This is a genomic window from Streptomyces sp. KLMMK (assembly GCF_036961605.1).
In the GTDB taxonomy this organism is placed as follows: Bacteria; Actinomycetota; Actinomycetes; order Streptomycetales; family Streptomycetaceae; genus Streptomyces; species Streptomyces telluris.
Map to the genome: position 1 here is coordinate 13754 of NZ_JBAMDC010000032.1, position 26261 is coordinate 40014.

Sequence of the window (26261 nt, forward strand, 5' to 3'; positions counted from 1 at the left end):
CGGAGCGGGCGGCAGGCGTCGCGGCGGCCCTCGCGTCGCCTCCCGCCGCATGGGCGCACCCTGCGGTCATGCCATACGGTTTTCCCGGAATGTCCCTTACGGGAGTCCTGACGGGAAAGAGCCGGAGCCGGGTGAGCGGGATGCCGTCCGAGGACGAGGACGCAGGCGGGAGCCGGGGCGAAGACCGGGGCGAGAGCCGGGACCGGGTCCGGGCGCAGGCGCTGCTGGACGCGCTCCTGGAGGCCCTGCCCTCGGGCGCCGCCGTGCAGGGCCCGGACGGAGGGGTGCTCGCGGCCAACCGGAGGTTCCACCGCATGTTCGACCTGGACGGCCGCACCGGACTCGCCCCCGGCGGCGCCCCGGGCGGCCGCCACGTCCACCGGACGGCCGAGATCCCCCTCCCCGACGGCCGCACCCTCCGCCGTGCGATCGAACCGCTGCGCCACGAGGGCGCCTACCTGGGCGCCCTGTGGACCTACGACGACATCACCGAGCGCAAGCGGCGCGAGCGGGACCTGGAGCGGGACAACGTGGCACTGACCGAGCTCGCCCGGCAGCGCAACGCCTTCACCGCCGCCGCCTCCCACGAGCTGCGCACGCCCCTCACCTCCATCATCAGCTTCTGCGAGCTGCTCACCGACCCCGCCTTCGGCGCCCTCACCCACGAGCAGGCCTCCTTCCTGGAGGCCGTCCGGCGCAACGCCGACCGCATGCAGCGGGTGATCTCCGACCTGCTGCTGACCACCCGGATGCGGGCCACCGCGGGCCTGGAGCCGGAATTCGGCCCCGTGGAGGTGGACCGGATGCTGCTGGACGCCGTCCTCGACCGGATGGGCGCGGCACAGGAAGCGGGATTGTTCACCGTTCTGGAGTGCACCGCGGGGCCCGTCCTGAGAGGCGACCGGCACCGGTTGCAGAACGTCCTGGCCAATCTTCTGGAGAATGCCGCGAAATACACCCCCGCGGGTGGCCGGATCTCGGTCACGGCGGCACCGCGCGGTGAGTTCTGGGAGATCGAAGTCGCGGATACCGGAATCGGCGTCCCGGAGGAATTCCGCGAAGAGATCTTCAATGGTTTCGTGCGGGCCCCGAACGCACGTACGGGGGGTTATCCCGGCACCGGCCTCGGACTCGCCATCAGTCGCGCGATCGTCCAGTTGCACGACGGCACGATCACCGTCGGCGACGCCGCGGGCGGAGGCGCCTCCTTCCTGATCCGGCTGCCGGTCGCGGGCCCGCCGGACGCACCGGCGCCGGGCCTGCCGGACGCGCCGGGAACGGAGGAGGGCCCATGACCCGCGTGCTCGTCGTCGAGGACGACCCCGACCTCGCCCTCGCCCTGCGCACCCTCCTCACCCGAGCGGGCTACGAGGTCGCCCACGCCGGGAACGGCCGCGACGGGCTGCGGCTGCTGTTCGCCGAGCGCCCCGCCCTCATGCTCCTCGACATCGGGCTGCCGCAGCTCGACGGCTGGGAGGTGCTGGAGCGCACCCGCGACCTCAGCGACCTGCCCGTCCTGCTGCTCACCGCCCGCGGCGCCGAGACCGACCGGGTCCGCGGCCTGCGCGCCGGCGCCGACGACTACCTGCCCAAGCCCTTCGGCAACGACGAGCTGCTCGCCCGCGTCGAGGCGCTGCTGCGCCGCACCGCCCCCACCCGCTGGGCCGGCGACTCCTTCGACGACGGGCTGCGGCTCGTGCCCGAGCGGCGCTCGGCGGTCTGGCAGGGCCACGAGGCCCGCCTCAGCGACATCGAGTACCGGCTGCTGCAGGTGCTCGTCCGCAACCGCGGCCGGGTGATCACCACCGACCAGCTGCTCGACCGGGTGTGGGACGACCCCGAGGGCACCGGCCGCGAGCGGGTGAAGTTCGCCGTGCTGCGGCTGCGGCGCAAGCTGCGGCAGGCCGCGGGCGACGAGGCCGCGGACCCGCTGGAGGCCGTACGGGGCCTGGGCTACCGCTACCGGGCCGACGGCGGGGACGAAGGTCCCGGGGACGGGGAGGACGAAAGTCCCTTCCAGGGGTTTTAGGCCCGCTTCGGGCGATTCGCAACCGTCCGGCAACCGAAGTCACCCCAGGGGTGCAACCGAGGCACCGCAAGGTCGTGAGCTGTCACAGCCCGCTGGCCCCAGGAGTCACCTCGTGCAGTCCCTGCCCGCCCGTAGCGTCGCCGTCGTCCTCGGCACCCGCCCCGAGCTGGTCAAGCTCACCGACCTCGTACGCCTCCTGGGCCCCGCCGCTCACCTGGTACACACCGGTCAGCACTACGACGAGGAGCTGTCCGGCCGCTTCCTGACCGAGCTGGGCCTGCCCGAGCCGACGTTCCTGACCGGGGTCGGCGGCCGGCCGCGCGCCGTGCAGATCTCCAGCGCCCTCGCCCAGCTGGACGACCTCTTCACCGCCGAGCCGCCGCTCGCCGTCGTCGTCCAGGGCGACACCAACGCGGCCCTCGCCGGCGCGCTCGCCGCGAACGCCCGCGGCATCCCGCTGCTGCACGTCGAGGCCGGCCTGCGCAGCCACGACCGCAACATGCCCGAGGAGCACAACCGCGTCCTCATCGACCGCATCGCCGACGTGCTGTGCGCGGCCACCGAGGACAACCGTGCGAACCTCCTCGCCGAAGGCGTCGACGACGCCCGCATCGCGGTGACCGGCAACACGGTCGTCGAGGCCGTCCACGGGCAGCTGCCGCCGGCCTCCGAGCGCGCGGAGCTGCTGCGGCTGCACGGCCTGACCGCCGACTCCTACGTCCTGGCCACGATCCACCGCCCCGAGAACACCGACTCCCCCGACGCGCTGCGGGCCATCTTCACCGAGCTCGCCGCGCTCGTGACCGGCGGCCGGCCCGTCGTGCTGCCGCTGCACCCGCGCACCCGGGCCCGCATCGAGGCCGCCGGTCTGGAGCACCTGCTGGCGGGCCTGACCGTCACCCGCCCGCTCGGCTACGGCGAGTTCCTCGCCCTGGCCCGGCACGCGGCGCTGCTGGTCTCCGACTCCGGCGGCATCCAGGAGGAGTGCACGGTCCTGGGCCGCCCGCTGGTGGTCGTCCGCCGCTCCACGGAACGGCCGGAGGCGATGGCGGACTTCGCGGACCTGGTCGCGCCGGGCCGTGCCATCGGCGAGGCCGCGGTACGCCGCCTCACGGAGGGCCCGGAGGGCCTGACCCGCCTGTCCTCACTGCCGAGCCCCTTCGGCGACGGCCTGGCGTCCGACCGCATCGTGACGCTCCTGACGGCGATCGCCGCGCCGCAGCAACTGGCGGCAGCGGCGTAGAGGGGGTTCCCCAGCCCCGCCCCTTCCTCCGCCGCAACGGCGAGCAACCCCCACGCACGTGCCCGGCGGTGCCGTACCCGCCGAAAGCCCCCGGAGTAAAACCCGTGTTCTCCAGCCCCTTCCTCCTCGCCTTCCCCTTCTTCCTCCTCGCCTGCTTCCTCCTCTACTGGGCCGGCGCCCGCCACGCCTACCTCCGCCGCCCCGAGGCGGAGAACGGCAACGCCGACGCCTTCGACTGGCACTTCTTCGTCCCGTGCCGGGACGAAGAAGCAGTCGTCGGCACCACGGTGGAACGCCTGCGCACCGACCACCCGCGCGCGCACGTGTGGGTCATCGACGACGACAGCGACGACCGCACCGGCGCCATCGTCGCCGGGCTCGCCGAGACCGACCGCCGCGTGCACCTGGTCAGCCGCGTGCGGCCCGACGCCCGCCAGGGCAAGGGCGCCGCACTCAACTCCGCCTACGACGAGCTGAACCAGTTCCTGTCCAAGGACGCCGACCGCGAGCGCGTCGTCGTCTGCGTCATCGACGCCGACGGCCAGCTCGACCCGCACGCGCTGGAGCGCGTCAGCGGCCCGGCCGGCTTCGGCGACCCGGAGACCGGCGGCGTGCAGGTCAGCGTCCGCATGCGCAACGCCGGCGACCCGCGCCCGCTGCCGGACCACGGCCGCGCCCGCAACGCCTTCGCCCGCCTCCTCGTGCGCATGCAGGACATGGAGTTCTCCGTCTCCAACGCCGGCATGCAGCTGCTGCGCGGCCGCACCGGCTCCGTGGGCCTCGGCGGCAACGGCCAGTTCACCCGGCTCGCCGCCCTGGACCGCATCGCCGCCGCCGAGCGCCGCCCCTGGCAGCGCGGCGCGCTGCTGGAGGACTACGAGCTGGGCCTGCACATGATCCTCAACGGCGACCGGATATCCCACATAGCCGACACCTGGGTCTCCCAGGAGGGCCTCCCGCACGCCCGCCGGTTCCTCACCCAGCGCACCCGCTGGGCCCAGGGCAACCTGCAGTGCGTCCGCTACGCGCCGCGCATCGTCTCCTCGCGCCACTACGGCGGCAAGGGCGTCCTGGAGACGCTCTACACCTTCCTGCAGCCGGTCGCCCACCTGGTGACCCTGGCGCTGTGCGCCGTCATGTTCGCCCTGCTGGGCCTGACCGCCGCGCAGGACGGCGTCGGCGAGGCGTTCGGCGGCATGCTCGCGCTGTGGCCGCTGGTGCTGGGCCTGGCCGTCGTCTCGGTGCTGCCCTTCGTACTGTGGGGCCCGGTCTACCGCCGCGACCGCGCGTCCGACCGCTCGCTGCTGTCCGCCCTGCTGTGGGGGCTCGCGCTGTGGATCTACGCGTACCACCTCTTCCCGGCGTCCGCGCGCGGCTTCGTCCGCATGCTGCGCGGCCGCAACGGCTGGGCGAAGACGCGGCGCAACGCGGAGGCGGTCGCATCCGGCCCGGTCGCGATCGAGAGCTGACGACACGCCACGTCGGCCAAACCATGAAGTGGGCCACATTCACGGCCCACAAGGCAACCTCCGCCCCCGTTCCGCCATCTGACCCCCGGTGACACATGTCCGGAGCAGGTCCGGGCAGCGGAACGGGAGCGTTGTGCGGTGCGGGTACGAGTACCGGAAATCAGCACACGGATGCACTTGCTGCTGCTCACGGCGTGGACCGTGCTGTGGTTCGCCCTGGTGGAGCCCAACGGCGGCTTCTCCTGGCACTACCTGCGCACCGGCGGCGAGCTGATCTACCAGGGGGCGTCGGGCGACGGCACCGGCGGGCTCAACCTCTACGCCCACCACCCCGAGCTGCAGATGGGCCCCATCAGCTTCCTGGTGGCGGGCCTGTTCAACCCGTTCTCCGAGCACACCGGCCAGTTCCTGTCGGCGGCCTTCATGTCCGCGCTGGGACTGGTCATCGTGGTGCTCGCGGGGCGCAGCGCCGCCATCCACTTCCTGGGCACCGGCACCAACCACCAGCGCCTGCGGCAGCGCGTCCTCATCGCGGGCGCGGCGTTCATCCCCATGTGGATCGAGGTGTCGGTCCGCTTCGGGCACCTGGACGACGTCCTGGCGCTGTTCTTCACCGCGCTGGCCGTGTGGTTCCTGACCCGCTGCAACCCGGCCGCCGTGGGCATCTGCCTGGCCCTGGCGATGGACTCGAAGCCGACGGCGCTGGCCTTCGTACCGCTGATCCTCGCCCTCCCGCGGGACCGCTGGCTGCGGGCGGTCCTCTGGTGCGCGGCCCTGCTGGCCGCCGCCTGGTTGCCGTTCTTCGTCGCGGCCCCGGACTCCTTCGCCGCGGCGAAGTTCACCATCCCCAACAACCCGGCCTCCGCGCTGCGCTGGCTGGGCGGCAACACCCCCGTCACCCCCGGCTGGGCCCGCCCCGCCCAGGCCGCCCTCGGCCTCACGCTGGGCGCGGTCGCCGTGTGGCGCGGCCGCTGGGCCGGGGTCGTGCTGCTGGGCGCGAACGCCCGCATCCTCCTCGACCCCAGCGTCTACACCTACTACACGGCGTCGGTGCTGCTCGGCACCCTGCTGTGGGACGTGTGCGGGCAGCGCCGCCTCGTGCCGTGGTGGAGCTGGATCGCGCTGATCGTGCTCTACGGGAGCGTCTTCGTCGTGCCCGACGAGTCGGCCAAGGGCCTGATCCGGCTGGGCTTCGTGGCGGTGTCGACGGCGTACGTGCTGTTCTGGCCGCAGCACCGGCGCAGGCGCCGCAAGCCCCTCGCCGAGGAGGAAGAGGCTCTGGTGGAGGGCCCGTGGGGCCCGATGTGGGACCCAAACCGAACACGCCCATGGGCGGCCCGCTAGACGCTCAGCGCCCACGGCCCGCAGCAACCCCTAGCTTCGGCCCACGCCCCGTAAGGGGCGCGGGGAACTGCGCGACCAGCCCCCACCGGCCCGCAGTAGCCGCAGACATGCAAGTGGCCCCCTGTGCCCATGGGCACAGGGGGCCACTCAGATCCCGGCGAAGCCGACTCAGCCCTGAGGCAGAGCAGCCAGCTGCAAGCTGATCCGCTCGATGTCGGCGTCGGCCGTCTCCAGCCGCTTGCGGATCTTCTCCACAGCGGCCTCCGCGGCCTTGGCGAGGAACGCCTCGTTGCCGAGCTTGGCCGTGGACTGGGCCTTGTCCTTCTCGGCCGCGGCCAGCGCCTTGGTCAGGCGCTTGCGCTCGGCCTCGACGTCGATCGTGCCGGACAGGTCGAGGGCGACGGTGGCGCCGGCGACGGGGAGCGAGGCGGTGGCGGCGAAGCCCTCGCCGGCCGGCTGCAGGCGCAGCAGCGAACGCATCGCGTCCTCGTGGGCCGCGAGCTCCGTGCCGGTCAGGTCCAGGCGGGCCGGGACCTTCTGGCCCGGCTGCAGGCCCTGGTCGGAGCGGAAGCGGCGGACCTCGGTGACGACCTGCTGGACCGTCGCGATCTCCTGCTCGGCGGCCGCGTCACGGAAGCCGCTGTCCTTGGGCCAGTCGGCGATGACGACGGACTCCTTGCCGGTGAGCGTGGTCCACAGCGTCTCGGTGACGAAGGGCACGACCGGGTGCAGGAGCTTGAGGGTGACGTCGAGGACCTCGCCGAGGACGCGGGCCGAGACCTCGGCCTCGGGGCCGCCCTTCTGGAAGGTGGTCTTGGACAGCTCGACGTACCAGTCGAAGACCTCGTCCCACGCGAAGTGGAACAGCGCGTCGGAGAGCTTCGCGAACTGGTAGTCGTCGTAGAGCGCGTCCACCTCGGCGACGACGGCGTTGAGGCGCGAGAGGATCCAGCGGTCGGTGGCCGACATCTGCTCGGCGGGCGGCAGGTCGCCCTCCACCGTGGCGCCGTTCATCATCGCGAACCGGGTGGCGTTCCAGATCTTGTTCGCGAAGTTGCGCGAGCCCTGGACCCAGTCCTCGCCGATCGGCACGTCGACGCCGGGGTTGGCGCCGCGGGCGAGGGTGAAGCGGACGGCGTCGGAGCCGTACTTGTCCATCCAGTCGAGCGGGTTGACCGCGTTGCCGAAGGACTTCGACATCTTCTTGCCGAACTGGTCGCGGACCATGCCGTGCAGGGCGATGGTGTGGAACGGCGGGGTGCCGTCCATCGCGTACAGGCCGAACATCATCATCCGGACGACCCAGAAGAAGAGGATGTCGTAGCCGGTGACGAGGACGGAGTTCGGGTAGAACTTCTCGACGCTCTCGGTCTTCTCGGGCCAGCCGAGGGTGGAGAACGGCCACAGGCCCGAGGAGAACCAGGTGTCGAGGACGTCGGTCTCCTGGTGCCAGCCCTCGCCGGACGGCGGCTGCTCGTCCGGGCCGACGCACACCATCTCGCCGTCCGGGCCGTACCAGACCGGGATGCGGTGGCCCCACCACAGCTGGCGCGAGATGCACCAGTCGTGGAGGTTGTCGACCCAGCCGAAGTAGCGGGACTCCATCTCCTGCGGATGGATCTTCACGTCGCCCTTGCGGACGGCGTCGCTCGCGGCCGCGGCCAGCGGCGCGGTCTTGACCCACCACTGCATGGACAGGCGCGGCTCGATCGTCGTCTTGCAGCGCGAGCAGTGGCCGACGGAGTGGGTGTACGGGCGCTTCTCGGCGACGATCCGGCCCTCGGCGCGCAGGGCGCCGACGATCGCGGAGCGGGCCTCGAAGCGGTCGAGCCCCAGGAACGGGCCGTGGGCCGTGATGACGCCGTGCTCGTCCAGAACGGTCAGGCTCGGCAGGTCGTGCCGGCGGCCGATCTCGAAGTCGTTCGGGTCGTGGGCGGGGGTGACCTTGACGGCACCCGTGCCGAACTCCGGGTCGACGTGCTCGTCGGCGACGACCGGGATGCGGCGGCCGGTCAGCGGCAGCTCGATCTCGGTGCCGACGAGGTGCTTGTAGCGCTCGTCCTCGGGGTGAACGGCGACGGCGGTGTCACCGAGCATCGTCTCGGCGCGGGTGGTGGCGACGACGATCGAGGAGTCGCCCTCGCCGTACTTGATCGAAACGAGCTCGCCGTCGTCCTCCTGGTACTCCACCTCGATGTCCGAGATGGCCGTGAGGCAGCGGGGGCACCAGTTGATGATGCGCTCGGCGCGGTAGATCAGCTCGTCGTCGTAGAGCTTCTTGAAGATCGTCTGGACGGCCTTGGACAGCCCTTCGTCCATGGTGAACCGTTCACGGGACCACGCCACACCGTCACCCAGACGGCGCATCTGCCCGGAGATCTGCCCGCCGGACTCGCCCTTCCACTGCCACACGCGCTCGACGAACGCCTCGCGGCCGAGGTCGTGGCGGGACTTGCCCTCCTTGGCCAGCTCGCGCTCGACCACGTTCTGCGTGGCGATGCCCGCGTGGTCCATGCCGGGCTGCCACAGGACCTCGAAGCCCTGCATGCGCTTGCGGCGCGTGAGGGCGTCGATCAGCGTGTGCTCGAAGGCGTGGCCCAGGTGGAGGGAACCGGTGACGTTCGGCGGCGGAATGACGATCGTGTAGGGCTCCTTCTCGCTCGTGGCATCCGCCTCGAAGTAGCCCCGCTCTACCCAGCGCTCGTACAGCGGCCCCTCTACGTCGGCCGGCGCGTACTGGGTCGGCAGGTCAGGGGTGCGGTCGGCGTGCCCGCTGTCGGGGCGCTGAGTGTTGTCGGTCACGGGGTGAATTCTACGGGGGCGTGCGCGGGGGTTTCGAATCGATAGCCGCGGGATCGGCAAGGATGACGCCCACGCCACGAGAGAAGCGACGAGAGAACGATGAGCAAGCCGTGAGCAACCAGCAGGCCGGCCTGTACGAGCCGCTTCCCGCCGCACCCCGGTCCTACGCGCAGCCGGGCGGCCCGAACGGCTACGGCGCGGCCGTCTGGCCGCCGCCGGTGCCGGACCGGCGGGGCGGCCGGGGCAAGGTGATGGCCGCCGCGGCAATCGGTTCACTCATCCTGATGTGCACACTTCTGGGCGGTTTTCTGCTCCTCACGGGCGGCGGCAGTTCGGCGCACGGCGGCACGCACTACCGGCTGACGGCGCCGGAGCGCGTGGGGACCTTCCGCAGGGACGCCCCCGTGGACCGCACCTTCCGCGCGGACCACCTGGAGCGGCTGCGGCAGCTGGGGGTGCGGGACGCGGGGAGCGTCACGGCGGGCTATTCCGCGGGCGACGGGATGCTGATGTACAGCGGCGTATGGGGAGAGGTGAAGGACCCCGGGCGGGCGGTCGACGGCATGTTCGAAGCGATGGCGGAGGACGCGCGGGAGCGGCCGGTGGAGCAGGGCGTCGCGCGGGAGGAGATCGAGGGCAGCCCGGTAGGGGTGAGCCCGCGGGGGTTGCGCGGCGGCGACGCGGTGATGAAGTGCCAGACGGTGCGGTTCACCCCGGCGGACGGCGCCCGGGACTCCGGGGCGGGCCTGACCCTCCCGTACTGCGTGTGGGCGGACCACAGCACGGTGGGCGTCGTGGGCGCGGCCCTGGGTGAAGGTGCGGGCATCGCGGAGGCGGCGGAGGCGACGGGGGAACTGCGGGCGGCGGCGCGGACCCCGCAGTAAGGGATGAATAAACGACAAGAAAGGATGTACCCCGACTTCTATCGACAAAGAGACGTGGGGGACATCCGATGCACGACACGACCAACGACCAGCCGCGCGGCAGAGGCAAGGCGATCGGCATCGGCGCGGGGGTCCTGGCCGTGCTGGGAGCTCTCATGGGCGGCGGCCTGTACATGGTCAGCGGCAACGACGACAAGACGGGGACGTACACGATCGAACTGCCGAAGACCCTGGCGGACGGCGAGTACAAGCAGCTCCCCGGCAAGAAGGAGAGGAAGGATCCCGACGCCGAGGACCGCGCCGAGATGAAGAAGCTGGGCCTGGAGCAGGTGGAGGGGGACAACGCCGGCTACAGGAACGACAAGAAGCAGGGCCTCCAGGTCATCGGCATGTACGGCAGGATCCCCGACCCCGCGAAGGCCGTGGACAAGATGATCAAGGAGATGGACAAGGCCGGCGAGGACGACACCACGCAGCCGCCGGGTGATGAGCGGAAGCGCGGGGAGTACAAGGACTACCGCCCGAGCGGCTTCGACGGGGCGGTCCTGAAGTGCAAGCAGGACGCGCTGGCGTTCACCATCGTCGACACAAAGTACTCGCAGACCACGAGCCAGTGCATTTGGGGCGACAAGGGCGCCGTCGGACTCGTCGTCAGCCACTCCATGGGCAGCGGCGGCGATGCCCAGGAGTCGGACGGCCTGCCCGCGGACCAGCTGGCCGAGCTCACGACCAAGATCCGCAACGAGGTCCGCAAGCCGAAGTAGCCGTGCGGAGCAGAACTGTTCCGAAACCGTTGCCGCTCTGCGGTAAGGACCACCTAAGAGATCCGGAAGGATAGCGGGACTGTCACACGAGTCCCCCCATGGATCGAGAGAGTCGCATGAGCTACAACCAGCCGGGCCCGTACGGGCAGCAGCCGCCCCAGCAGCCGGGCCCCTACGCCCAGGGCGCGCCCGCCGGCCAGCCCGGTTACGGTTACCCGCCGCCGCCCCCGCCGCCGGGCACGCCCTACGGCGCCCCGCAGCAGCCCTACGGCGCCCCCCAGCAGCCGGCCCCGTACGGCCAGCAGCCCCAGCCCGGCTACCCGGGCCAGTACCCCCCGCCGGTCCCGCCCCAGGGCGGCGGCAAGGGCAAGGCGATCGGCATCACGATCGGCGCGGTCGCGGTCGTGGGCGCGCTCATCGCCGGTGCGATGTACTTCATGGGCGGCGACGGCGAGGTCAAGCCGTACACCATCGTGATGCCGGACAAGCTGCTGGACGGGAAGTACACCAAGAGCAGCGTGAGCGCTCCCGGCTCCAAGGAGACGGACACGAAGGACCTGACCGACGACGCGAAGGCCAAGGAGCTGGGGATCGCCAACGGCACGGGCGTCTCGGGCGGTTACTCCAACGCGGAGAAGCAGCGGCTGACGCTGATCGGGGTGTACGGCGAGCTCGCCGACCCGAAGAAGACGGTCGACGCGATGATCGCGAAGTCGGAGGAGGACGAGAAGAAGAACTCGTCCTCGAGCAGCATGGGCATCAAGATCGAGACGGTCGCGCCCTGGGCGGAGGTCTCCCCGGGCGGCTTCGACGGCGCGGTCATGAAGTGCGCGACGAAGAAGATGACGTACTCCGTGGGCACCATGACGACCACGAGCGAGTCGAGCCAGTGCATGTGGGGCGACTCGAGCGCCCTCGGCGTCGTCCGGCACACGGTCACGAAGAGCAACAGCCCCTACGGCGGCAGCACTGCCACCGGCAACGTGATGTCCGCCAAGGAGCTGGCCGAGGCGACCGCCAAGGTCCGCAGCGAGGTCCGCAAGGAGAAGTAGCAGCGAACGGTGACGGCCGCCGCAGGGGCGGCCGTCACCGCGCTCGGCCTACTTCCCCCACCTGCTGGCGGTGTTGGCGGCCTGCACCTTGGCACTGAGGAGCTCGGCCTCGGTGACGGGCCGAACCACATCAGATGCGGCCTCCCACTCCTTGCCGCCCGCGAGCGTACGCAGCAGGAGCTGCGGCCCGCCGTTGCGCATGACCTGCCCGACGGCACCGTCCCGGGTGTCCATGACGAACGCGCCGATGCCGGGCAGGGGTTGCTGATGACCCCCGGCGGCGCAGGTGCACGCGCCCAGCGGGGAACGGGGCCGGAGGTCGATGCCGTGGGCGGTGGCCCAGACGTAGACCCTGCAGGAGGAGTCCTGCGAGGGGCGGGGTTCGGGTTCGACGGCGCGGGGCTTCGGTACGGGCGATGCTTCGGGGGCGGAAATCCGCCGTACGCGGCGGAACCAGCGGCGGATAAGGTTGCGCATGTCGACGCTCCTTCGAGGCGTTGGCCACGCCCCGGGACCGTGCCAGCGGTCGCCGGGGTCTCCTATGCGCGAGACGCTATCGCAGTAGACCTGGTACACCTAGATAACCAAGAATCCGAAGCTAAGTGCTCATTGCTGCGAACCATATGAAACGCGTAGCGTGCCCGTGTGATCGAATTCGTTCCCGACATCCCGCGCTGGCGTCAGGTGGCCGATGTGATCCGACAGCGCATCAAAGACGGCACGTACCCACCACGTTCACGCGTTCCCTCCATCAACCAGCTCACAGAAGAGTTCGGCATCGCGGCGGCGACGGCTCACAAGGTGCACCGCGGCCTGCGAGCCGACGGCCTCATCTACACGGAACCGGGCATGGGCTCGTACGTCACCCCGCAGCCGTAGGTCGGCCGAGGTCAGAACAGGCTGGCAGCAGGGGGAGGTGTGGGGGCTTGGGTCCGGCGTGTCGGCTGTGCGGCCGGTGGGAGGCTGGGCGCCGTCCCTGTGGAGACTGTGCAGCGCAAGCGACACCGAGGTCCCTCCCGAAAGGATCACCGCGGTATGCGTAAGCGCGCCTTCTCCCCGGTAACGGTCGGCGTCTTACCCCTCCTTCTGGTGCTCGGCCTGCCCGGACCCGCCTCCGCCGATGGTGAGACGGCCGGCCCCGCGACCGGGACCTGCACCGGGCGGATCCACTACACCTTCAGCCCGCCCCTCAGAGTCACCCCTCGCCCGACGACGACCAGTTGGTCGGGCGAATACTCCTGCTCCTCGCTTCCCCTGCTCAAATCCCGCACCTGGCGCGGCTCATTCGAGGGCTCCGTCAAGTCCGTCACGGGGTGTCTGCAGACGGACATCAGCCAGGTCATCACTCCCTCGATCACCGAGACCGACCACTGGTCCGCCACGGGCAGCGGGCAGCGGACCGGCGAGAGCACCCTGACCGGTACCGTCTCCACACTGCCGCGTCAGGAGGGCACGCGGGTGTACGAGTGGACCGGCACCGTCACCGGCGGGACGTGGTTCGTGGGCCACCACTTCAACGGCAACGGTGTCTACAGCTCGTTGACCGAGGGAAAGGCCTGTCTGGCCGGCGGCGAGATCGAACACAATGACGGCACGGCCGTGGTCACCTTCCTCCCTCTGTGACGAGCGGCGGACACCGGGGGCGCATTGCCCGGCGCGCGGTGAGGCGGGGTGGCGCCTGCGCGCCTGGTCGGGTCGAGGGGGCGAAGGCCCGGGTATCTCATGGCCGTTCGAGCCCATCACGGTGTGACAGGGAAGTGATCCTCATGCGCGTTCCCGTTCCCAGAGTGCCGCCCCTGCCCAAGTGGGCGGCTGCGGCCATCGCGGCCGCAGCCGTCCTCGCAGGAGGAGCGTTCGTCACCGCCAACGCCGTAACGGCGTCCTCGGCCCAGGGACCGGCCGGAAGGTCGGATCAGGCGCTCCTCGACATCAATCGCTCGCTCAGCCTCAGAAACATCGCCAACGGCCCAATTCAGCTCAACCTACTGGCGAACACACCGAACGAAGGGCCAGTCACCGGCGGGGTGTCAACCGAAATCAACAACGGCGGCAGCGGGGACGTCACCGTGTCCGTCGACGCCCATGCCTAGCTCATCTCGGTGCCGCTGATGTAGTAGACCTCGACGGTCGCAGTGCCGTGCAGGAACTGCTCGACCAAGGCACCAGTGTGGTCGCCACGGTCCCAGGCCGCCTTTGCCTTGGGGCTCAGCTCCCGCAGTCCGAGGCCGGCACTGGCCGGCCGGATGAGCTGGCCGGCCCAGCCGGCGCTGCGCAGGTACTTCTCCAGCGTGGCGCCGACACTGGCCTTCGACTCCAGGTAGCGGTGAGGCGGCAGTCCGTCGCGGTTGCCGATCGGCTGGCCCGCGAGGGCCTTGGACAGTACGGCGCGGGAAGCCGTGTTCCAACCGATGCTGCCGTGCTGCAGAGCGGACCAGGTGGCGCCCTTGCTCGTCGCGATGGTCAGATCGCTGTTGCTGATGCTCCTGAGAATGAAGTGGCCTGCCATGTCCTTCTCCCGAAGGTCGGTTGATCCGTCGATACGGACGGACCACCGCATACTCAACCCATCGCGCAGACCCCGGCCAGAGCCCGAATCAGCCACCAGGAGCCGGGCTCCCTGTCTTCCTACGAAGACCCCTCCTGGTCCCACTCGGCCGCCCTCGCCAGCGCCTCCAGGACCCCCACCGCCTCCTCCGCCCGCTCGTACGGGACGAAGAGGTGGTCGTGGTGGAAGCCGGCCACCACGTTGCAGCTGAGGCCGGCCTGGGCCAGGGCCTGGGCGACCGCTGCCGTGAGGCCTACCGCCTCCAGCGCCGAGTGGACCCGCAGCGTGATCCAGCCCGCCACGTACTCGTACGGCAGGCCGGCCGCGTCGGCCTCCTCCTGCCGTACGACCAGGGTGAGGCCCTCCGGCTCCCGCACCGTCACCACGGGGGCCACGCCCGCGGGCGCCTCCCCCTCAACGGTCGTGTACACATACCGCCCGGCATTCAGCTCGGGCCTCATGCCACTCAGCAGCTTCGTCAGATCGCGTTCTCCTGCCATGCCCGCCACCCTACGTACGAGCACGCACGGACACACGAAAGGGCGCCCGGCACTCGTCCGGACGCCCTCTTCCACGCTACCGCTCGCTCAGCCCTCCTCGGCGAAGAGCTCCTCGGTGGAGGAGACGGTGAATGCGCGGTCGGCCCAGCCCTGCACAATGTCCAGCTCCGTGCACTCCGCGATGCGCTCCCGGTCCCCGGCGGACACGGGGACTCCGCGGTGCTCCAGCACACGCAGCACCATCTCCGCCTTGCCCTTGGCTTTGCCCTTGGCTTCGCCCTTCAGGAGCGTCTCCTCGATGAGCGTGCCCCGGCCGGGGAAATACGTGCGGATGGTCATCAGATTCCTCCAGGTCTCCCTCGCCGGGGTTTCCCCCAGACCGATCTCCAGCAGTTCCGAGTAGTACGCGACGGACTCTTCGTCGACCGTTCCCAGGGCACGCGCCAGCGCGTCCAGTATGGCCGGGGCATCCTGGTCGCGCCCGTGCGTCATGGCCGAGAACGTTGCCATGGCCAGGTTCTGGGCGGCTTCCTCCGCGTCGATGATCGGCGGGACGTTCCCGGGGCCCAGAACCAGAGGGTGTACGGACAGCGCTTTCCAGCCCTCGGGCCCGAGCTTGAAGGGGCCCGCCGCCCATTCCGCAGTCGTCTTGTCCTGGCAGACCACCAGCAGCAGTGCCGGGTGACCGTACTTGGCCTTCAAGAACGCGAGGTAGTACGCCCAGCTGACCGCCTTGTCGCTGTCGCGGCGCCCCTGTGCCTCGATGGCCAGAAGAAAGCTCTTACTGCTGTCACTCGACTGGATACGCAGCACGCTGTCCACGCGCCGCTCCAGTGGTCGGATCTCCGTGGCGTCCGGCGAGAGCACTTCGACGGACGCTTGCTCCGGCAGGGGGACGCCCAGGATCCGGAACACCGGCACAAGTAACTCCGGCCGTTCCTGGAAGATCCGGTGCGATGCCTCGTGGTTCGCTGTAACCATGATCCGACCGTAGGAGTGCTGCCCGAGCCGCGTCCGGCATTCCAAACCCGATCACCCGTTCGGACATCGGATCGTTCATCAGTTCTATGGACCCCTCGTACAACAGAAAGGCGCCCGGCATAAAGCCGGGCGCCCTCACAACCAACCAACCAACCGCGCTACGCGCTCTTCTCGTGCCGCTCGTCCTTGCCCACGATCCGCGGCTCGCGCGGGACCAGCGTGGGGTTCACGTTCGAGTGGACGACGTCCGCGGTGATGACGACGCGGGCGACGTCCTTCCTCGACGGGACCTCGTACATCACCGACATCAGGACTTCCTCCATGATGGCGCGCAGGCCGCGCGCGCCCGTGCCGCGGAGGATGGCCTGGTCGGCGATGGCCTCCAGGGCGGGGCGGTCGAACTCCAGCTCGACGCCGTCGAGTTCAAAGAGCCTTTGGTACTGCTTCACCAGGGCGTTGCGCGGCTCGACCAGGATCTGGAGGAGGGCCTCGCGGTCCAGGTTGTGGACGGAGGTGATGACCGGCAGGCGGCCGATGAACTCCGGGATCATGCCGAACTTGACCAGGTCCTCCGGCATGACCTCCTGGAACTGGTCGCTGGCCTCGATCTCGCGCTTGGAGCGGATCGTGGCGCCGAAGCCGATGCCCTTGGCGCCCGCCCGGGACTCGATGATCTTCTCCAGGCCGGAGAAGGCGCCGCCCACGATGAACAGCACGTTCGTCGTGTCGATCTGAATGAATTCCTGGTGCGGGTGCTTGCGGCCGCCCTGGGGCGGGACCGAGGCGGTGGTGCCTTCCAGGATCTTCAGCAGGGCCTGCTGGACGCCCTCGCCCGACACGTCCCGGGTGATCGACGGATTTTCGCTCTTACGGGCGACCTTGTCGATCTCATCGATGTAGATGATGCCGGTCTCGGCCTTCTTGACGTCGTAGTCGGCGGCCTGGATCAGCTTCAGCAGGATGTTCTCGACGTCCTCGCCGACATAGCCGGCCTCCGTCAGCGCGGTGGCGTCGGCGATGGCGAAGGGGACGTTCAGCATGCGGGCCAGGGTCTGGGCCAGCAGCGTCTTGCCGGAGCCCGTGGGGCCTAGCAGCAGGATGTTGGACTTGGCGAGCTCGATGCCGTCGTCGCGATTGTGCGCGCCGGTCTCACCGGCCTGCACGCGCTTGTAATGGTTGTAGACGGCGACAGAGAGGGCCTTTTTCGCGGCCTCCTGGCCCACGACATAGCCTTCGAGGAACTCGTAGATTTCGCGGGGCTTCGGGAGTTCCTCCCAGCGCACCTCGCTCGTCTCCGCGAGCTCTTCCTCGATGATCTCGTTGCAGAGGTCGATGCACTCGTCGCAGATGTACACACCAGGACCCGCGATGAGCTTCTTCACCTGCTTCTGGCTCTTGCCGCAGAACGAGCACTTGAGCAGATCGCCGCCGTCACCGATGCGTGCCACGAGGTGCTTCCCCTTCGCCTGGGATCCGCCTTGCACTGCGAACCCGGGTGCTTGCCTATCGACGGTACCTTGCCGGGCCCCCCGAGCGGGCCCCCCTTGGCCTTACTCGGTCGGCTCAAGGGGGATACCAGCGGCACGGCGATCAAACGTTTACGGAACTCTTGCGGGTAGAAACGATCTGGTCGACCAGGCCGTAGGCGAGCGCGTCCTCGGCCGTGAGGATCTTGTCGCGCTCGATGTCGTCCCGGATCTTCTCGATCGGCTGGGTGGAGTGCTTGGCCAGCATCTCCTCCAGCTGGGTACGCATCCGCATGATCTCCTTCGCGGCGATCTCCAGGTCGGAGAGCTGCTCGCGGCCCGTCTGGCTGGAGGGCTGGTGGATCAGCACGCGGGCGTTGGGCAGCGCCATGCGCTTGCCCGGGGTGCCGGCCGCGAGGAGGATCGCGGCGGCGGAGGCGGCCTGGCCCATGCAGACCGTCTGGATGTCCGGCTTCACGAACTGCATCGTGTCGTAGATGGCCGTGAGGGCCGTGAACGAGCCGCCGGGGCTGTTGATGTAGATCGAGATGTCGCGGTCCGGGTCCATCGACTCCAGGCACAGCAGCTGCGCCATGACGTCGTTGGCGGAGGCGTCGTCGATCTGCACGCCGAGGAAGATCACGCGCTCTTCGAAGAGCTTCGCGTACGGGTCGTACTCGCGGACGCCCTGGGAGGTGCGCTCGACGAAGCGCGGGACGACGTAGCGGGCCTCGGCCTGGGGGCCGGTGTACAGGCCGCTCGGGGACGAGATGTTCATGCGGGTTTCACCATCCTGGTGGCGGTCGATGGGCCGGGAAGCAGCTTCCCGGCCCGGAAGCGGGCTCTCTGGCGGTACGTACTGCGCCGGGGCTCAGGCCCCGGTGCCGCCGCCGCCCGGAACGCCGGAAGCGTGGGTGATGATCTCGTCGATGATCCCGTACTCCTTGGCCTCCTGCGCGGTGAACCAGCGGTCCCGGTCACCGTCGCGGATGATCGTCTCCACGGTCTGGCCGGTGTGGTGCGCGGTGATCTCGGCCATGCGCTTCTTGGTGCGCAGCAGCTGCTCGGCCTGGATCTTGATGTCCGAGGCGGTGCCGCCGAGGCCCGCGGACCCCTGGTGCATGAGGATGTCGGTGTTGGGCAGCGCGAAGCGCTTGCCCGGGGTGCCGCCGGTCAGCAGGAACTGGCCCATCGAGGCCGCGAGGCCCATGCCGATGGTGACCACGTCGTTCGGGATGTACTGCATGGTGTCGTAGACCGCCATGCCGGCCGTCACCGAGCCGCCGGGGCTGTTGATGTAGAGGTAGATGTCCTTGTCCGGGTCGGCGGCCAGGAGGAGCATCTGCGCCGTGATCTTGTTGGCGATGTCGTCGTCGACCTGCTGGCCGAGGAAGATGATCCGCTCCCCGAGCAGCCGGTTGTAGACCTGGTCGCCGAGGCCACCACCGATGGCGATCTCACCGGCGGCGGAAGGCATCAGATTCGTCACGTATCCACCTGCTCGTCTCTGACGGCAACGGGCCGTCTCCGCGTCTTCTCCGGGGACCGGGGTCCGGCTCGGCCGGACTGCTCGCCGGCGCGCTGCCATGTCTCCCCTGCCCTCGTATCTACGGACCCTAACGCGCTGTTCGGCGGGCGCCATCCCGCATCAGGAACTGTTCGCTCTGAGCGCAGGTTCCGCAGGTCGCACAGCGGCCCGCAGAGGCCGTGGGAGGCCCCTGGGGGCACCTTCGGGCCGCCCGGGGATCCCGGGGGCCCCGGGGACGCGGACGGGCCCGGACGCGTGAAAACGTCCGGACCCGTCCGTAGCTGCGGTGCGGCTGCCTGAGCGGCCGCCCTATGCGGCTGCCGGGGCTCAGGCCTCGGTGGTGACCTCGGCGGTCTCGCCGTCCTCGTCCTCGTCGTCCAGGCTGACGACCTCGCCGGACGCGTCCTTGACGGTGGCGGCCTCGACCACGGTGGCCAGCGCCTTGCCGCGGGCGACCTCACCGACGAGCATCGGGACCTGGCCGCCCTCGACGACCGCCTGGGCGAACTGGTCGGGGCTCATGCCGGAGGACTGGGCACGGCGCATGAGGTGCTCGGTGAGCTCCTCCTGGCCGACCGAGACCTTCTCCTTGTTGACGATCTCGTCGAGGATGAACTGGGTCTTGATGCCCTTCTCGGCCTGCTCCTTGAGCTCGGCGTCGAACTCCTCGGCGGACTTGCCCTGGATCTCCAGGTACTTCGCCAGGTCCAGGCCCATCTGGCCCAGCTGGTGGTGCTCGAGGTTGTGCTTGCGGGTGTTGACCTCGTCCTCGAGCAGCTTCTCGGGCATCGGGACCTCGACCAGCTTGATCAGCTCGTCGAGGACCTTCTCCTGGGCCTGCGTGGCCTGGTCGAACTTCTTCATCCGCTCAAGGCGCTTGCGGCTGTCGGCGCGCAGCTCCTCCAGCGTGTCGAACTCGCTCGCCAGCTGGGCGAAGTCGTCGTCGAGCTCCGGCAGTTCGCGGGACTTGACGGCGGTGACGTCGACCTTGACCTCGGCCTCCTTGCCCTCGGCGGAACCGCCCTTGAGCTCGGAGGTGAAGGTGGCGGTGCCGCCGGCCTCGAGACCGGTCACGGCCTCGTCGATGCCGTCGAGCAGCTGGCCGGAGCCGATGGTGTAGTCGACGCCCTTGGCGACGCCGTCCTCGAGGACCTCGCCGTCGACCTTGGCCTCCAGGTCGACGGTGACGATGTCACCCTCGGCGGCGGCGCGCTCGACCGGGGAGGTGGTCGCGAAGCGGTCGCGCAGCTGCTCGAGCGACTTCTCGATGTCCTCGTCGGTGACCTCGACGGAGTCGACGGTGACCTCGATGCCGGAGTAGTCCGGGATCTCGAGGGTCGGGCGGATGTCCACCTCGGCGGTGAAGGACAGCAGCTCGCCGTCCTTCAGCTCCGTGATGTCGACCTCGGGCTGACCCAGCGGGTTCAGCTCGGCCTCGTTGATCGCCTCGGTGTAGAACTTCGGAAGCGCGTCGTTGACGGCCTCCTCCAGCACCGCACCGCGGCCGAAGCGCTGGTCGATGACACGGGCCGGGATCTTGCCCTGACGGAAGCCCTTCACCGTGACCTGCTGGTTGATCTTCTTGTACGCCGCGTCGAGGCTGGCCTTGAGCTCCTCGAAGGGCACCTCGACAGTGAGCCGAACCCGAGTCGGGTTCAGGGTCTCCACGGCGCTCTTCACGGTTCGGTCTCCTTGGGGCTGACTTCTGGTGATTCTGCTGAGGTTCAGCGGATCGCGCCCGGTAGGCAGACTCGGTGGTGCAGACACACGGGCGCGCAGCTTGCATAGTAACCGCAAGCAGGATGAGCCCCACAATGTGATCTTGACCGTGGTCGTGTGTGGTCGGGGTGGCCGGATTCGAACCGACGACCTTCCGCTCCCAAAGCGGACGCGCTACCAAGCTGCGCCACACCCCGTAAGTGCGAGACGTAGGGTACATGCCCGCGGGGGTAACGGTGGCCTGATTAACGTCGGCGCCGGGAAGCACGGGCGGCGCGGAAGCGGCGCGCGACGGGGGGCCGAAGGGGTGACGTGCGGTGCACGGCCCGGACCCGCTACGATGCACAACGTGCCGCACGGCCCTTTCCGGGTTCGCGGCGCGTGCGGGCGTAGCTCAATGGTAGAGCCCCAGTCTTCCAAACTGGCTACGCGGGTTCGATTCCCGTCGCCCGCTCCACCGACGCCTCCGGCCCTGCCGGAGGCGTTTGTCATTCCGGTGCGACGGCCTGCGCGGCCCGCGCGCCGCGGCTCAGAACTTGATGCCGTTTATCGTCTCGGCGATCGAGTTCAGGAACCTCTGGATCGACGGCGCCATGCCCGTCGAGGCGAGGAAGAAGCCGAAGAGGATGGCGACGATCGCCGGGCCGCCCTTGATGCTGTTGGAGCGGAAGAGCACCACCAGCACGATCGCCAAGAGCAGCACCACTGACAGCGAAATGGCCACAACTGATCACACCCTCGGTCGGATACTCACTGGTCTGCCCGGGAGACATGCTCCCCGCGGCCCTCGCCCGTCAACCATCGTGCCACCAACTTCCCTGTTTCCGTGGGCCTGTGACATTTCATCGGCACTTCGTCCAGAAACAGCCTGCAAAGCCGTGGGCAGTGGAAATCGGGTGACTTGACGGTCCGCGTGGCGGCTGCCGCCGCGCCGCCGCTAGGGTGCTTCGGATGTCCCCCGCCGTCACACCTCCCGCCCGCGCGGTGATCCCCTCGGGGCAGCCCGGCCCGGCGTCCGCGCCCGCCGCCCCGGCACAGCGCGATCCCTTTTTCGACAACGCGAAATACCTCGCGATCGTCCTCGTGGCGCTGGGACACGCGTGGGAGCCGCTCTCCCACACCAGCCGCGCCGCGCTGGCGCTCTACATGACCGTGTACACCTTCCACATGCCGGCGTTCATCCTGATATCCGGCTATTTCTCCCGCGGCTTCGATCTGAGCCCCGCCAAGCTCAAGCGCCTGCTCACGGGTGTGGTCGTGCCGTACCTGGTCTTCGAAGTCGCCTACACGTACTTCCAGCACTGGGCGGAGGACGACGCGCCGCCGGAGCCCATTTCCCTGCTCAACCCGTGGTACCTGAACTGGTTCCTGGCCGCGCTCTTCATCTGGCGGCTGACCACCCCCGTGTGGAAGCTCATCCGCCGGCCCGTCCCCGTCGCCTTCGCCGTCGCCGTCCTGGCCGCGGTCTCCCCCGAGGTCGGCGGCGACTTCGCCATGGAGCGGGTGCTGCAGTTCCTGCCGTTCTTCGTGATCGGCCTGCACCTGCGGCGCGAGCACTTCGAGCTCGTGCGGCGCCGCTGGGTGCGGATCGCGGCGGTGCCGGTCTTCGCCGCGGCGCTCGCGGTCGCGTACTGGCTGGCGCCCGGCCTGGACACCGGCTGGTTCTACCGCAGCAGCGCCGTCCAGGACCTGCACGAGCCGGCCTGGACGGCCCCGGTGACGACCTTCGCCCTGTTCGCCTGCGCGGCCGTGCTCACGGTGGCGTTCCTGGCCTGGGTGCCGCGCCGGAAGGTGTGGTTCACGGCGCTGGGCGCGGGGACCCTGTACGGGTACCTGCTGCACGGCTTCCTGATCAAGCTGTCGCGCTGGTGGGAGTGGTACGACGCGGCCGCGTGGATCCGCCGGCCGGTCGGCGAGGTCGTGGTCACCTTGATCGCGATCGCGGGCATGACGGCGCTGTGCACGTCGCCGGTGCGGCGGGTGTTCCGGTGCGTGATGGAACCGCGGATGGAGTGGGCTTTCCGTAAGTAGCCGGGGCCCGGAGCCTGGGCCGGGCCGGGGCCTCAGCTCAGGCCCAGCAGCCGCCGCATCCGCGCGTACTTCGCCGCGAGGCGACTCCGCGTCGCCTCGTCCAGTTCCTTCGCCCGCTCCGGGTCGGAGTTGTGCGCCAGGTCGGACTCCTTGATCAGGAGGGCTCCCGGCGTGGCCAGGATGCGGGCCGCGTAGTCCTCCGGGGCCTCGCCCGGGCGCTTCGTGACGGCCAGGACCATGTCCTTGACCGGGCGGGGCAGCTCCGAGCCCTCCAGCCACTCCTCGGTCACCGCGCCGTCCTCGACGGCGTCGTGCAGCCAGGCCGCGGCCATCTGCTCGTCGCTGCCGCCGCGCTGCCGCACGCCCTCGGCGACGGCCGCCAGGTGCTCGGTGTACGGGCGGCCGGCCTTGTCGGTCTGGGCGGCGTGGGCGCGCCGTGCGAGCGCCTCTACGGCGGCGAGGTCGAGAGCGGTCATGCGGATCCTCCGTGGTTCGGTGCCGTCGGGGGCTCGGTGCCGCCCGGGTTCAGTGCCGGCAGATGAGCAGCAGGGCCCGGTCGTCGTTGACGTCCTTCGCGACGGCCTCGATCAGGTGCCAGGCCGCGCCCTGGAAGCCGGCGGAGACGTAGCGGTCGGCCTCGCCGGTGAGGCGGTCCATGCCTTCGGTGAGGTCCCGCTCGGAGGTCTCGACCAGTCCGTCGGTGAAGAGCATGAGGACGTCACCGGGCTGCAGGGTGCCCTTCATGGGGTCGAACTGGGCGCCGTCGTACACGCCCAGCAGCGGCCCCTCCGCGGCCTTCTCCTCCCAGCGGCCGGTGCCGGCGCAGAGCTGGAGGCCGGGCAGGTGGCCCGCGGAGAACATCTCGTAGTCGCCGCTGTCGAGGTCGAGGACGAGGTGCACGGAGGTCGCGAAGCCCTCGTCCCAGTCCTGGCGGAGCAGATAGCCGTTGGCGGCGGGCAGGAAGGCGTGGGGCGGCAGGGAGCCGAGGAGCCCGCCGAAGGCGCCGGAGAGCAGGAGCGCGCGGGAGGCGGCGTCCATGCCCTTGCCGGAGACGTCCGTCAGGACGACCTCCAGGGTGCGCCCGCCGTTCGTCCGGGCGGCGACGACGAAGTCGCCGGAGAAGGACTGGCCGCCGGCCGGGCGCAGCGCCATCTCCCGGTGCCAGCCGCGCGGCAGTTTGGGCAGCTTGCTCTGGACGCGGATGCGTTCGCGCAGGTCGAAGAGCATGGTGCCGCCGCGCCGCCAGGGCACGCCGACGCGGCTGCGGAACTGGGCGATGAGCAGCCCGAGGAGGCCGACGGCGGCGACGACGAGGATCGTGCCGGGCGTGACGCGGACGCCGTCGCCGGAGGCGCCGGGGTTGAGGACGGCGGCCTCGGCGATGAGGGCCGCGGCGGAGGCGGCGTACAGCGCGAGCAGGCTGGCGGGGCGCAGCAGCAGGCCGCCTGCGACGATCGGCAGGACGAGGGCGGTGGGCACGCACCAGGCGGGCAGCGCGATGGTGGTCAGGGCGAGGGCGGGGACCGTGAGCAGCAGGGCCGCGAGGGCGATCCAGTCGGACCCGTCGCCGCGGAAGTAGTCGACCCCGGCTTTGCGCACGCTTGTACGGGCCCGGTGCCACGCCTTGCGCATCCGGGCCGTCGGGGTCTCCGCACCGCCAGTCATTGCATCGTGACCTTATCCACCCATTCGGCGGTGCGTCGACTCACGCCGCGCCGACACGGCCGCGCACGGTACGTCCCGTGCGGCAGGGTCGGCCCCTTATGCGAAATTCCTTCGCCCCGGGGGCCGGGTCGCTGCTAGTCATGGGGTATGACGACGGAGTTGCGAGTCCTTCGCGATGCTGAGTTCGATGCCTGGTACACCGCGGTCGAGCTGGGGTTCGGCGGGGTCCCCGAGGCCCCCGAGGAAGCCGCGCTGTGGCGTGAACTGGCCGGCCTCGACCGTTCGATCGGGGTCTGGGACGGCGCGGATGCGGTGGGTACGACCGGGGCGTTCGCCCTGCGGATCACGGTTCCCGGGGGCGCCGGGGTGCCCGCGGCCGGGGTGACGATGGTGAGCGTGCGGCCCACGCACCGCAGGCGCGGCGTGTTGCGGCAGATGATGCGGCGGCAGCTGGACGACCTGCGGGCCTGGGGCGAGCCCCTGGCCGTCCTGACGGCTTCCGAGCCGGACATCTACGGGCGGTTCGGCTACGGCATCGCGACCCACTCCCTGAGCGTCCGTATCGATACGACCCGCGTGCGCGTGTCCGCCCCGGAGGGCACGGAGGGGGTGCGGTTGCGCTTGTCGAAGCCCGATGAAGCACGCGACGCCTGCGAGGCGGTCTACGCACGCCGGGTAGCCGCCCGCCCGGGCATGCTCGCGCGGCAGCCGGGCTGGGAGGCCGTGCCGCTGCTGGACCCGGCGGACGGGCGCGAGGGCGCCTCGCCGCTGCAGTGCGTGCTCGCCGAGGAGGGCGGGCGGACGGTGGGGTATGCGCGGTACGCGGTCCGGCCGCTGTGGGCCGAGTCGGGCCCGGGCGGGACGGTGCTGCTGCGCGACGTGGAGGCGCTGACCCCGGCCGCGTACGCCGCCCTGTGGCGCTATCTGACGGAGATCGACCTGACGTCGCTCGTGACCGCCCACAACCGTCCCGTGGACGACCCGCTGCTGCATCTCGTCAGTGACATCCGGCGGTGCGAGCCGCGGGTCAAGGACTCGCTGCACGTGCGGCTGGTCGACGTGGGGAGCGCGCTCGCCGCGCGGACGTACCGCAGCCCGGTGGACGTCGTGCTGGACGTCGCCGACGACTTCTGCCCCTGGAACGCGGGGCGGTGGCGGCTGACCGGCGACGCGAAGGGGGCGTCCTGCGAGCGCACCGAGGACGCGGCCGACCTGGCCCTGTCCGTGCGGGAGCTGGGGTCGGCCTATCTGGGCGGGGTGTCGCTCGCCGCGCTGGCGGGGGCCGGCCGGGTGCGGGAGCTGCGCGAGGGTGCGCTGGAGGAGGCTGCGGCGGCCTTCGGCAGCGACGTGGCGCCGTGGCTGCCGCACGGCTTCTGACGCCGCCGGGGTCCTCCCGGCGGCCGCCAGCCTTCCTGAGGGGCTGTCAGCGCTGCTGGCAGCCCGGGCACCAGAAGAGATTGCGTGCGGCGAGACCGGCGGTGCGGATCTCACCGCCACAGATGTGGCAGGCCATCCGGGCGCGGCGGTAGACGTAGACCTCGCCGCCGTGGTCGTCGACGCGGGGCGGGCGGCCCATGGCCTCCGGGGTGTGCTCGGGCCGTACGGTGTCGATTCTGTTGTTGCGTACGCCCTCGCGCATCAGCTCGACCAGATCCGACCAGATCCCTTCCCATTCGGAACGGGTCAGATCGCGGCCGAGGCGGTACGGGTCGATTCCGTGCCGGAAGAGGACCTCTGCGCGGTAGACGTTGCCGACGCCCGCGATGACCTTCTGGTCCATGAGCAGGGCGGCGACGCTCGTGCGGCTGCGCGAGATGCGGTGCCAGGCCGCCTCGCCGTCGTCCTCGGGGCGCAGCGGGTCCGGGCCGAGGCGGTCGTGTATCGCCTGCTTCTCGGCGTCGGTGATCAGGGCGCAGGTGGTGGGGCCGCGGAGGTCGGCGTAGCCCTCGGGGTTCGCCAGGCGCAGGCGCACCGTGTCGGTGGGGGGCGGGGCGTGCCCCGTCCCGAAGGCGTACTTGCCGAAGAGGCCGAGGTGGATGTGGATCCAGTCGCCGCCGCCGAAGCCGAGGAAGAGGTGCTTGCCGTGGGCCTCGGCGGTCTCCAGGGGGCGGCCGTCCACGAGGGCGGCGGCGTCGGAGAACTTGCCCTGGGGGCTGGTCGCCCGGACGGGGCGCTCCGCGAAGAGGTCACGATGGTCGGCCGCGAGGCGGTGGATCGTATGCCCTTCAGGCACAGGGGT

The 26261-nt window shown here is 70.4% G+C and carries 26 protein-coding genes and 2 tRNA genes; 14 read left to right on the top strand and 14 right to left on the bottom strand.

Going from position 1 to position 26261, the window contains the following annotated elements; genetic code table 11:
* Positions 1–140 precede the first annotated feature (140 nt).
* From V7793_RS09025 to V7793_RS09045, 5 genes are all read left to right on the top strand, one after another.
* Entirely contained in the window at positions 141–1295 is a 1155-nt protein-coding gene (locus V7793_RS09025; RefSeq protein WP_336004120.1) for a sensor histidine kinase, read from the top strand.
* Entirely contained in the window at positions 1292–2029 is a 738-nt protein-coding gene (locus tag V7793_RS09030; RefSeq protein WP_336004064.1) for a response regulator transcription factor, read from the top strand. The genes V7793_RS09025 and V7793_RS09030 overlap by 4 nt, the downstream gene beginning before the upstream one ends.
* A 112-nt stretch (positions 2030–2141) precedes the next feature.
* Positions 2142–3272 carry a non-hydrolyzing UDP-N-acetylglucosamine 2-epimerase gene (wecB, locus tag V7793_RS09035; protein WP_336004066.1) on the top strand — a complete coding sequence of 377 codons (1131 nt, stop codon included), beginning with the start codon at positions 2142–2144 and terminating at the stop codon, positions 3270–3272.
* 104 nt (positions 3273–3376) lie between these two features.
* Complete coding sequence (locus tag V7793_RS09040; RefSeq protein ID WP_336004070.1) at positions 3377–4741, top strand: glycosyltransferase; 1365 nt, start codon at positions 3377–3379, stop codon at positions 4739–4741.
* A gap of 171 nt (positions 4742–4912) precedes the next feature.
* On the top strand, positions 4913–6085 hold the full coding sequence (locus V7793_RS09045; protein ID WP_336004073.1) for a hypothetical protein: 1173 nt from the start codon (positions 4913–4915) through the stop codon (positions 6083–6085).
* Between the two features lie 168 nt (positions 6086–6253).
* Here V7793_RS09045 and V7793_RS09050 read toward each other — a convergent pair whose 3' ends face one another.
* A complete protein-coding gene (locus V7793_RS09050) occupies positions 6254–8887 on the bottom strand; it encodes a valine--tRNA ligase (protein ID WP_336004075.1) in 2634 nt (877 codons plus the stop codon).
* Between the two features lie 110 nt (positions 8888–8997).
* Here V7793_RS09050 and V7793_RS09055 point away from each other — a divergent pair, with 110 nt between their 5' ends.
* The 3 genes from V7793_RS09055 (at position 8998) to V7793_RS09065 (ending at position 11587) form a co-directional block, all read left to right on the top strand.
* Positions 8998–9771 carry a hypothetical protein gene (locus V7793_RS09055; protein WP_336004077.1) on the top strand — a complete coding sequence of 258 codons (774 nt, stop codon included), beginning with the start codon at positions 8998–9000 and terminating at the stop codon, positions 9769–9771.
* 68 nt (positions 9772–9839) lie between these two features.
* A complete protein-coding gene (locus tag V7793_RS09060) occupies positions 9840–10535 on the top strand; it encodes a hypothetical protein (RefSeq protein ID WP_336004080.1) in 696 nt (231 codons plus the stop codon).
* 116 nt (positions 10536–10651) lie between these two features.
* Positions 10652–11587, top strand: coding sequence for a hypothetical protein (locus tag V7793_RS09065; protein ID WP_336004083.1), 936 nt, complete (start codon positions 10652–10654; stop codon positions 11585–11587).
* A 48-nt stretch (positions 11588–11635) separates the two neighbouring features.
* Here V7793_RS09065 and V7793_RS09070 read toward each other — a convergent pair whose 3' ends face one another.
* A complete protein-coding gene (locus tag V7793_RS09070) occupies positions 11636–12064 on the bottom strand; it encodes a hypothetical protein (protein WP_336004086.1) in 429 nt (142 codons plus the stop codon).
* Between the two features lie 168 nt (positions 12065–12232).
* On the opposite strand from V7793_RS09070, the gene V7793_RS09075 reads away from it, so the two are divergent.
* The 3 genes from V7793_RS09075 (at position 12233) to V7793_RS09085 (ending at position 13677) form a co-directional block, all read left to right on the top strand.
* A complete protein-coding gene (locus tag V7793_RS09075) occupies positions 12233–12466 on the top strand; it encodes a GntR family transcriptional regulator (RefSeq protein WP_336004090.1) in 234 nt (77 codons plus the stop codon).
* Positions 12467–12622: 156 nt separating this feature from the next.
* Complete coding sequence (locus V7793_RS09080; RefSeq protein ID WP_336004092.1) at positions 12623–13210, top strand: hypothetical protein; 588 nt, start codon at positions 12623–12625, stop codon at positions 13208–13210.
* 143 nt (positions 13211–13353) lie between these two features.
* Complete coding sequence (locus V7793_RS09085) at positions 13354–13677, top strand: hypothetical protein (RefSeq protein WP_336004093.1); 324 nt, start codon at positions 13354–13356, stop codon at positions 13675–13677.
* Here the strand turns inward: V7793_RS09085 and V7793_RS09090 are convergent.
* The 8 genes from V7793_RS09090 to V7793_RS09125 form a co-directional block, all read right to left on the bottom strand.
* A complete protein-coding gene (locus V7793_RS09090; protein ID WP_336004094.1) occupies positions 13674–14093 on the bottom strand; it encodes a hypothetical protein in 420 nt (139 codons plus the stop codon). The genes V7793_RS09085 and V7793_RS09090 overlap by 4 nt on opposite strands.
* Before the next feature lie 119 nt (positions 14094–14212).
* Positions 14213–14632 (bottom strand): ACT domain-containing protein, encoded by a 420-nt coding sequence (locus V7793_RS09095; protein WP_336004096.1) that lies wholly within the window; start codon positions 14630–14632, stop codon positions 14213–14215.
* Between the two features lie 87 nt (positions 14633–14719).
* Positions 14720–15613: a hypothetical protein gene (locus tag V7793_RS09100; protein ID WP_336004097.1), complete on the bottom strand. Its 894-nt coding sequence runs from the start codon at positions 15611–15613 to the stop codon at positions 14720–14722.
* 158 nt (positions 15614–15771) lie between these two features.
* The gene (clpX, locus tag V7793_RS09105; protein WP_030366476.1) at positions 15772–17061 is read right to left on the bottom strand and encodes an ATP-dependent Clp protease ATP-binding subunit ClpX; all 1290 of its coding nucleotides are present in this window, start codon (positions 17059–17061) and stop codon (positions 15772–15774) included.
* A gap of 142 nt (positions 17062–17203) precedes the next feature.
* Positions 17204–17857: an ATP-dependent Clp protease proteolytic subunit gene (locus V7793_RS09110; protein ID WP_058044444.1), complete on the bottom strand. Its 654-nt coding sequence runs from the start codon at positions 17855–17857 to the stop codon at positions 17204–17206.
* Between the two features lie 93 nt (positions 17858–17950).
* Positions 17951–18556 carry an ATP-dependent Clp protease proteolytic subunit gene (locus V7793_RS09115; RefSeq protein WP_058044443.1) on the bottom strand — a complete coding sequence of 202 codons (606 nt, stop codon included), beginning with the start codon at positions 18554–18556 and terminating at the stop codon, positions 17951–17953.
* A 378-nt stretch (positions 18557–18934) separates the two neighbouring features.
* On the bottom strand, positions 18935–20287 hold the full coding sequence (tig, locus tag V7793_RS09120; RefSeq protein ID WP_336004104.1) for a trigger factor: 1353 nt from the start codon (positions 20285–20287) through the stop codon (positions 18935–18937).
* Positions 20288–20446: 159 nt separating this feature from the next.
* Positions 20447–20523, bottom strand: a tRNA-Pro gene (locus tag V7793_RS09125).
* A gap of 186 nt (positions 20524–20709) precedes the next feature.
* Between V7793_RS09125 and V7793_RS09130 the strand changes: the two genes are divergently transcribed.
* Positions 20710–20783, top strand: a tRNA-Gly gene (locus V7793_RS09130).
* Between the two features lie 72 nt (positions 20784–20855).
* Here V7793_RS09130 and V7793_RS09135 read toward each other — a convergent pair.
* Positions 20856–21050: a hypothetical protein gene (locus V7793_RS09135; RefSeq protein ID WP_168092540.1), complete on the bottom strand. Its 195-nt coding sequence runs from the start codon at positions 21048–21050 to the stop codon at positions 20856–20858.
* Positions 21051–21277: 227 nt separating this feature from the next.
* Here V7793_RS09135 and V7793_RS09140 point away from each other — a divergent pair, with 227 nt between their 5' ends.
* Complete coding sequence (locus V7793_RS09140; protein WP_336004107.1) at positions 21278–22357, top strand: acyltransferase family protein; 1080 nt, start codon at positions 21278–21280, stop codon at positions 22355–22357.
* A gap of 32 nt (positions 22358–22389) precedes the next feature.
* On the opposite strand, the gene V7793_RS09145 is transcribed toward V7793_RS09140, so the two are convergent.
* Both V7793_RS09145 and V7793_RS09150 read right to left on the bottom strand, forming a co-directional pair.
* A complete protein-coding gene (locus V7793_RS09145; protein WP_336004110.1) occupies positions 22390–22833 on the bottom strand; it encodes an HD domain-containing protein in 444 nt (147 codons plus the stop codon).
* 49 nt (positions 22834–22882) lie between these two features.
* Positions 22883–24022, bottom strand: coding sequence for a PP2C family protein-serine/threonine phosphatase (locus tag V7793_RS09150; protein ID WP_336004113.1), 1140 nt, complete (start codon positions 24020–24022; stop codon positions 22883–22885).
* Positions 24023–24169: 147 nt separating this feature from the next.
* On the opposite strand from V7793_RS09150, the gene V7793_RS09155 reads away from it, so the two are divergent.
* Entirely contained in the window at positions 24170–25399 is a 1230-nt protein-coding gene (locus V7793_RS09155; RefSeq protein WP_336004116.1) for a GNAT family N-acetyltransferase, read from the top strand.
* Between the two features lie 46 nt (positions 25400–25445).
* Here V7793_RS09155 and V7793_RS09160 read toward each other — a convergent pair whose 3' ends face one another.
* Positions 25446–26255 (bottom strand): Fpg/Nei family DNA glycosylase, encoded by an 810-nt coding sequence (locus V7793_RS09160; RefSeq protein WP_336004124.1) that lies wholly within the window; start codon positions 26253–26255, stop codon positions 25446–25448.
* Between the last annotated feature and the right edge of the window lie 6 nt (positions 26256–26261).

Excerpts from the sequence above, each read along its gene's own strand:
- V7793_RS09025 (WP_336004120.1), top strand. The coding sequence starts at position 141 with ATGCCGTCCGAGGACGAGGACGCAGGCGGGAGCCGGGGCGAAGACCGG.
- V7793_RS09030 (WP_336004064.1), top strand. The coding sequence starts at position 1,292 with ATGACCCGCGTGCTCGTCGTCGAGGACGACCCCGACCTCGCCCTCGCC.
- V7793_RS09045 (WP_336004073.1), top strand. The coding sequence starts at position 4,913 with ATGCACTTGCTGCTGCTCACGGCGTGGACCGTGCTGTGGTTCGCCCTG.
- V7793_RS09060 (WP_336004080.1), top strand. The coding sequence starts at position 9,840 with ATGCACGACACGACCAACGACCAGCCGCGCGGCAGAGGCAAGGCGATC.
- V7793_RS09065 (WP_336004083.1), top strand. The coding sequence starts at position 10,652 with ATGAGCTACAACCAGCCGGGCCCGTACGGGCAGCAGCCGCCCCAGCAG.
- V7793_RS09070 (WP_336004086.1), bottom strand. The coding sequence starts at position 12,064 with ATGCGCAACCTTATCCGCCGCTGGTTCCGCCGCGTACGGCGGATTTCC.
- V7793_RS09080 (WP_336004092.1), top strand. The coding sequence starts at position 12,623 with ATGCGTAAGCGCGCCTTCTCCCCGGTAACGGTCGGCGTCTTACCCCTC.
- V7793_RS09085 (WP_336004093.1), top strand. The coding sequence starts at position 13,354 with ATGCGCGTTCCCGTTCCCAGAGTGCCGCCCCTGCCCAAGTGGGCGGCT.
- V7793_RS09090 (WP_336004094.1), bottom strand. The coding sequence starts at position 14,093 with ATGGCAGGCCACTTCATTCTCAGGAGCATCAGCAACAGCGATCTGACC.
- V7793_RS09095 (WP_336004096.1), bottom strand. The coding sequence starts at position 14,632 with ATGGCAGGAGAACGCGATCTGACGAAGCTGCTGAGTGGCATGAGGCCC.
- V7793_RS09100 (WP_336004097.1), bottom strand. The coding sequence starts at position 15,613 with ATGGTTACAGCGAACCACGAGGCATCGCACCGGATCTTCCAGGAACGG.
- V7793_RS09110 (WP_058044444.1), bottom strand. The coding sequence starts at position 17,857 with ATGAACATCTCGTCCCCGAGCGGCCTGTACACCGGCCCCCAGGCCGAG.
- V7793_RS09115 (WP_058044443.1), bottom strand. The coding sequence starts at position 18,556 with ATGCCTTCCGCCGCCGGTGAGATCGCCATCGGTGGTGGCCTCGGCGAC.
- V7793_RS09140 (WP_336004107.1), top strand. The coding sequence starts at position 21,278 with ATGTCCCCCGCCGTCACACCTCCCGCCCGCGCGGTGATCCCCTCGGGG.
- V7793_RS09145 (WP_336004110.1), bottom strand. The coding sequence starts at position 22,833 with ATGACCGCTCTCGACCTCGCCGCCGTAGAGGCGCTCGCACGGCGCGCC.
- V7793_RS09150 (WP_336004113.1), bottom strand. The coding sequence starts at position 24,022 with ATGACTGGCGGTGCGGAGACCCCGACGGCCCGGATGCGCAAGGCGTGG.
- V7793_RS09155 (WP_336004116.1), top strand. The coding sequence starts at position 24,170 with ATGACGACGGAGTTGCGAGTCCTTCGCGATGCTGAGTTCGATGCCTGG.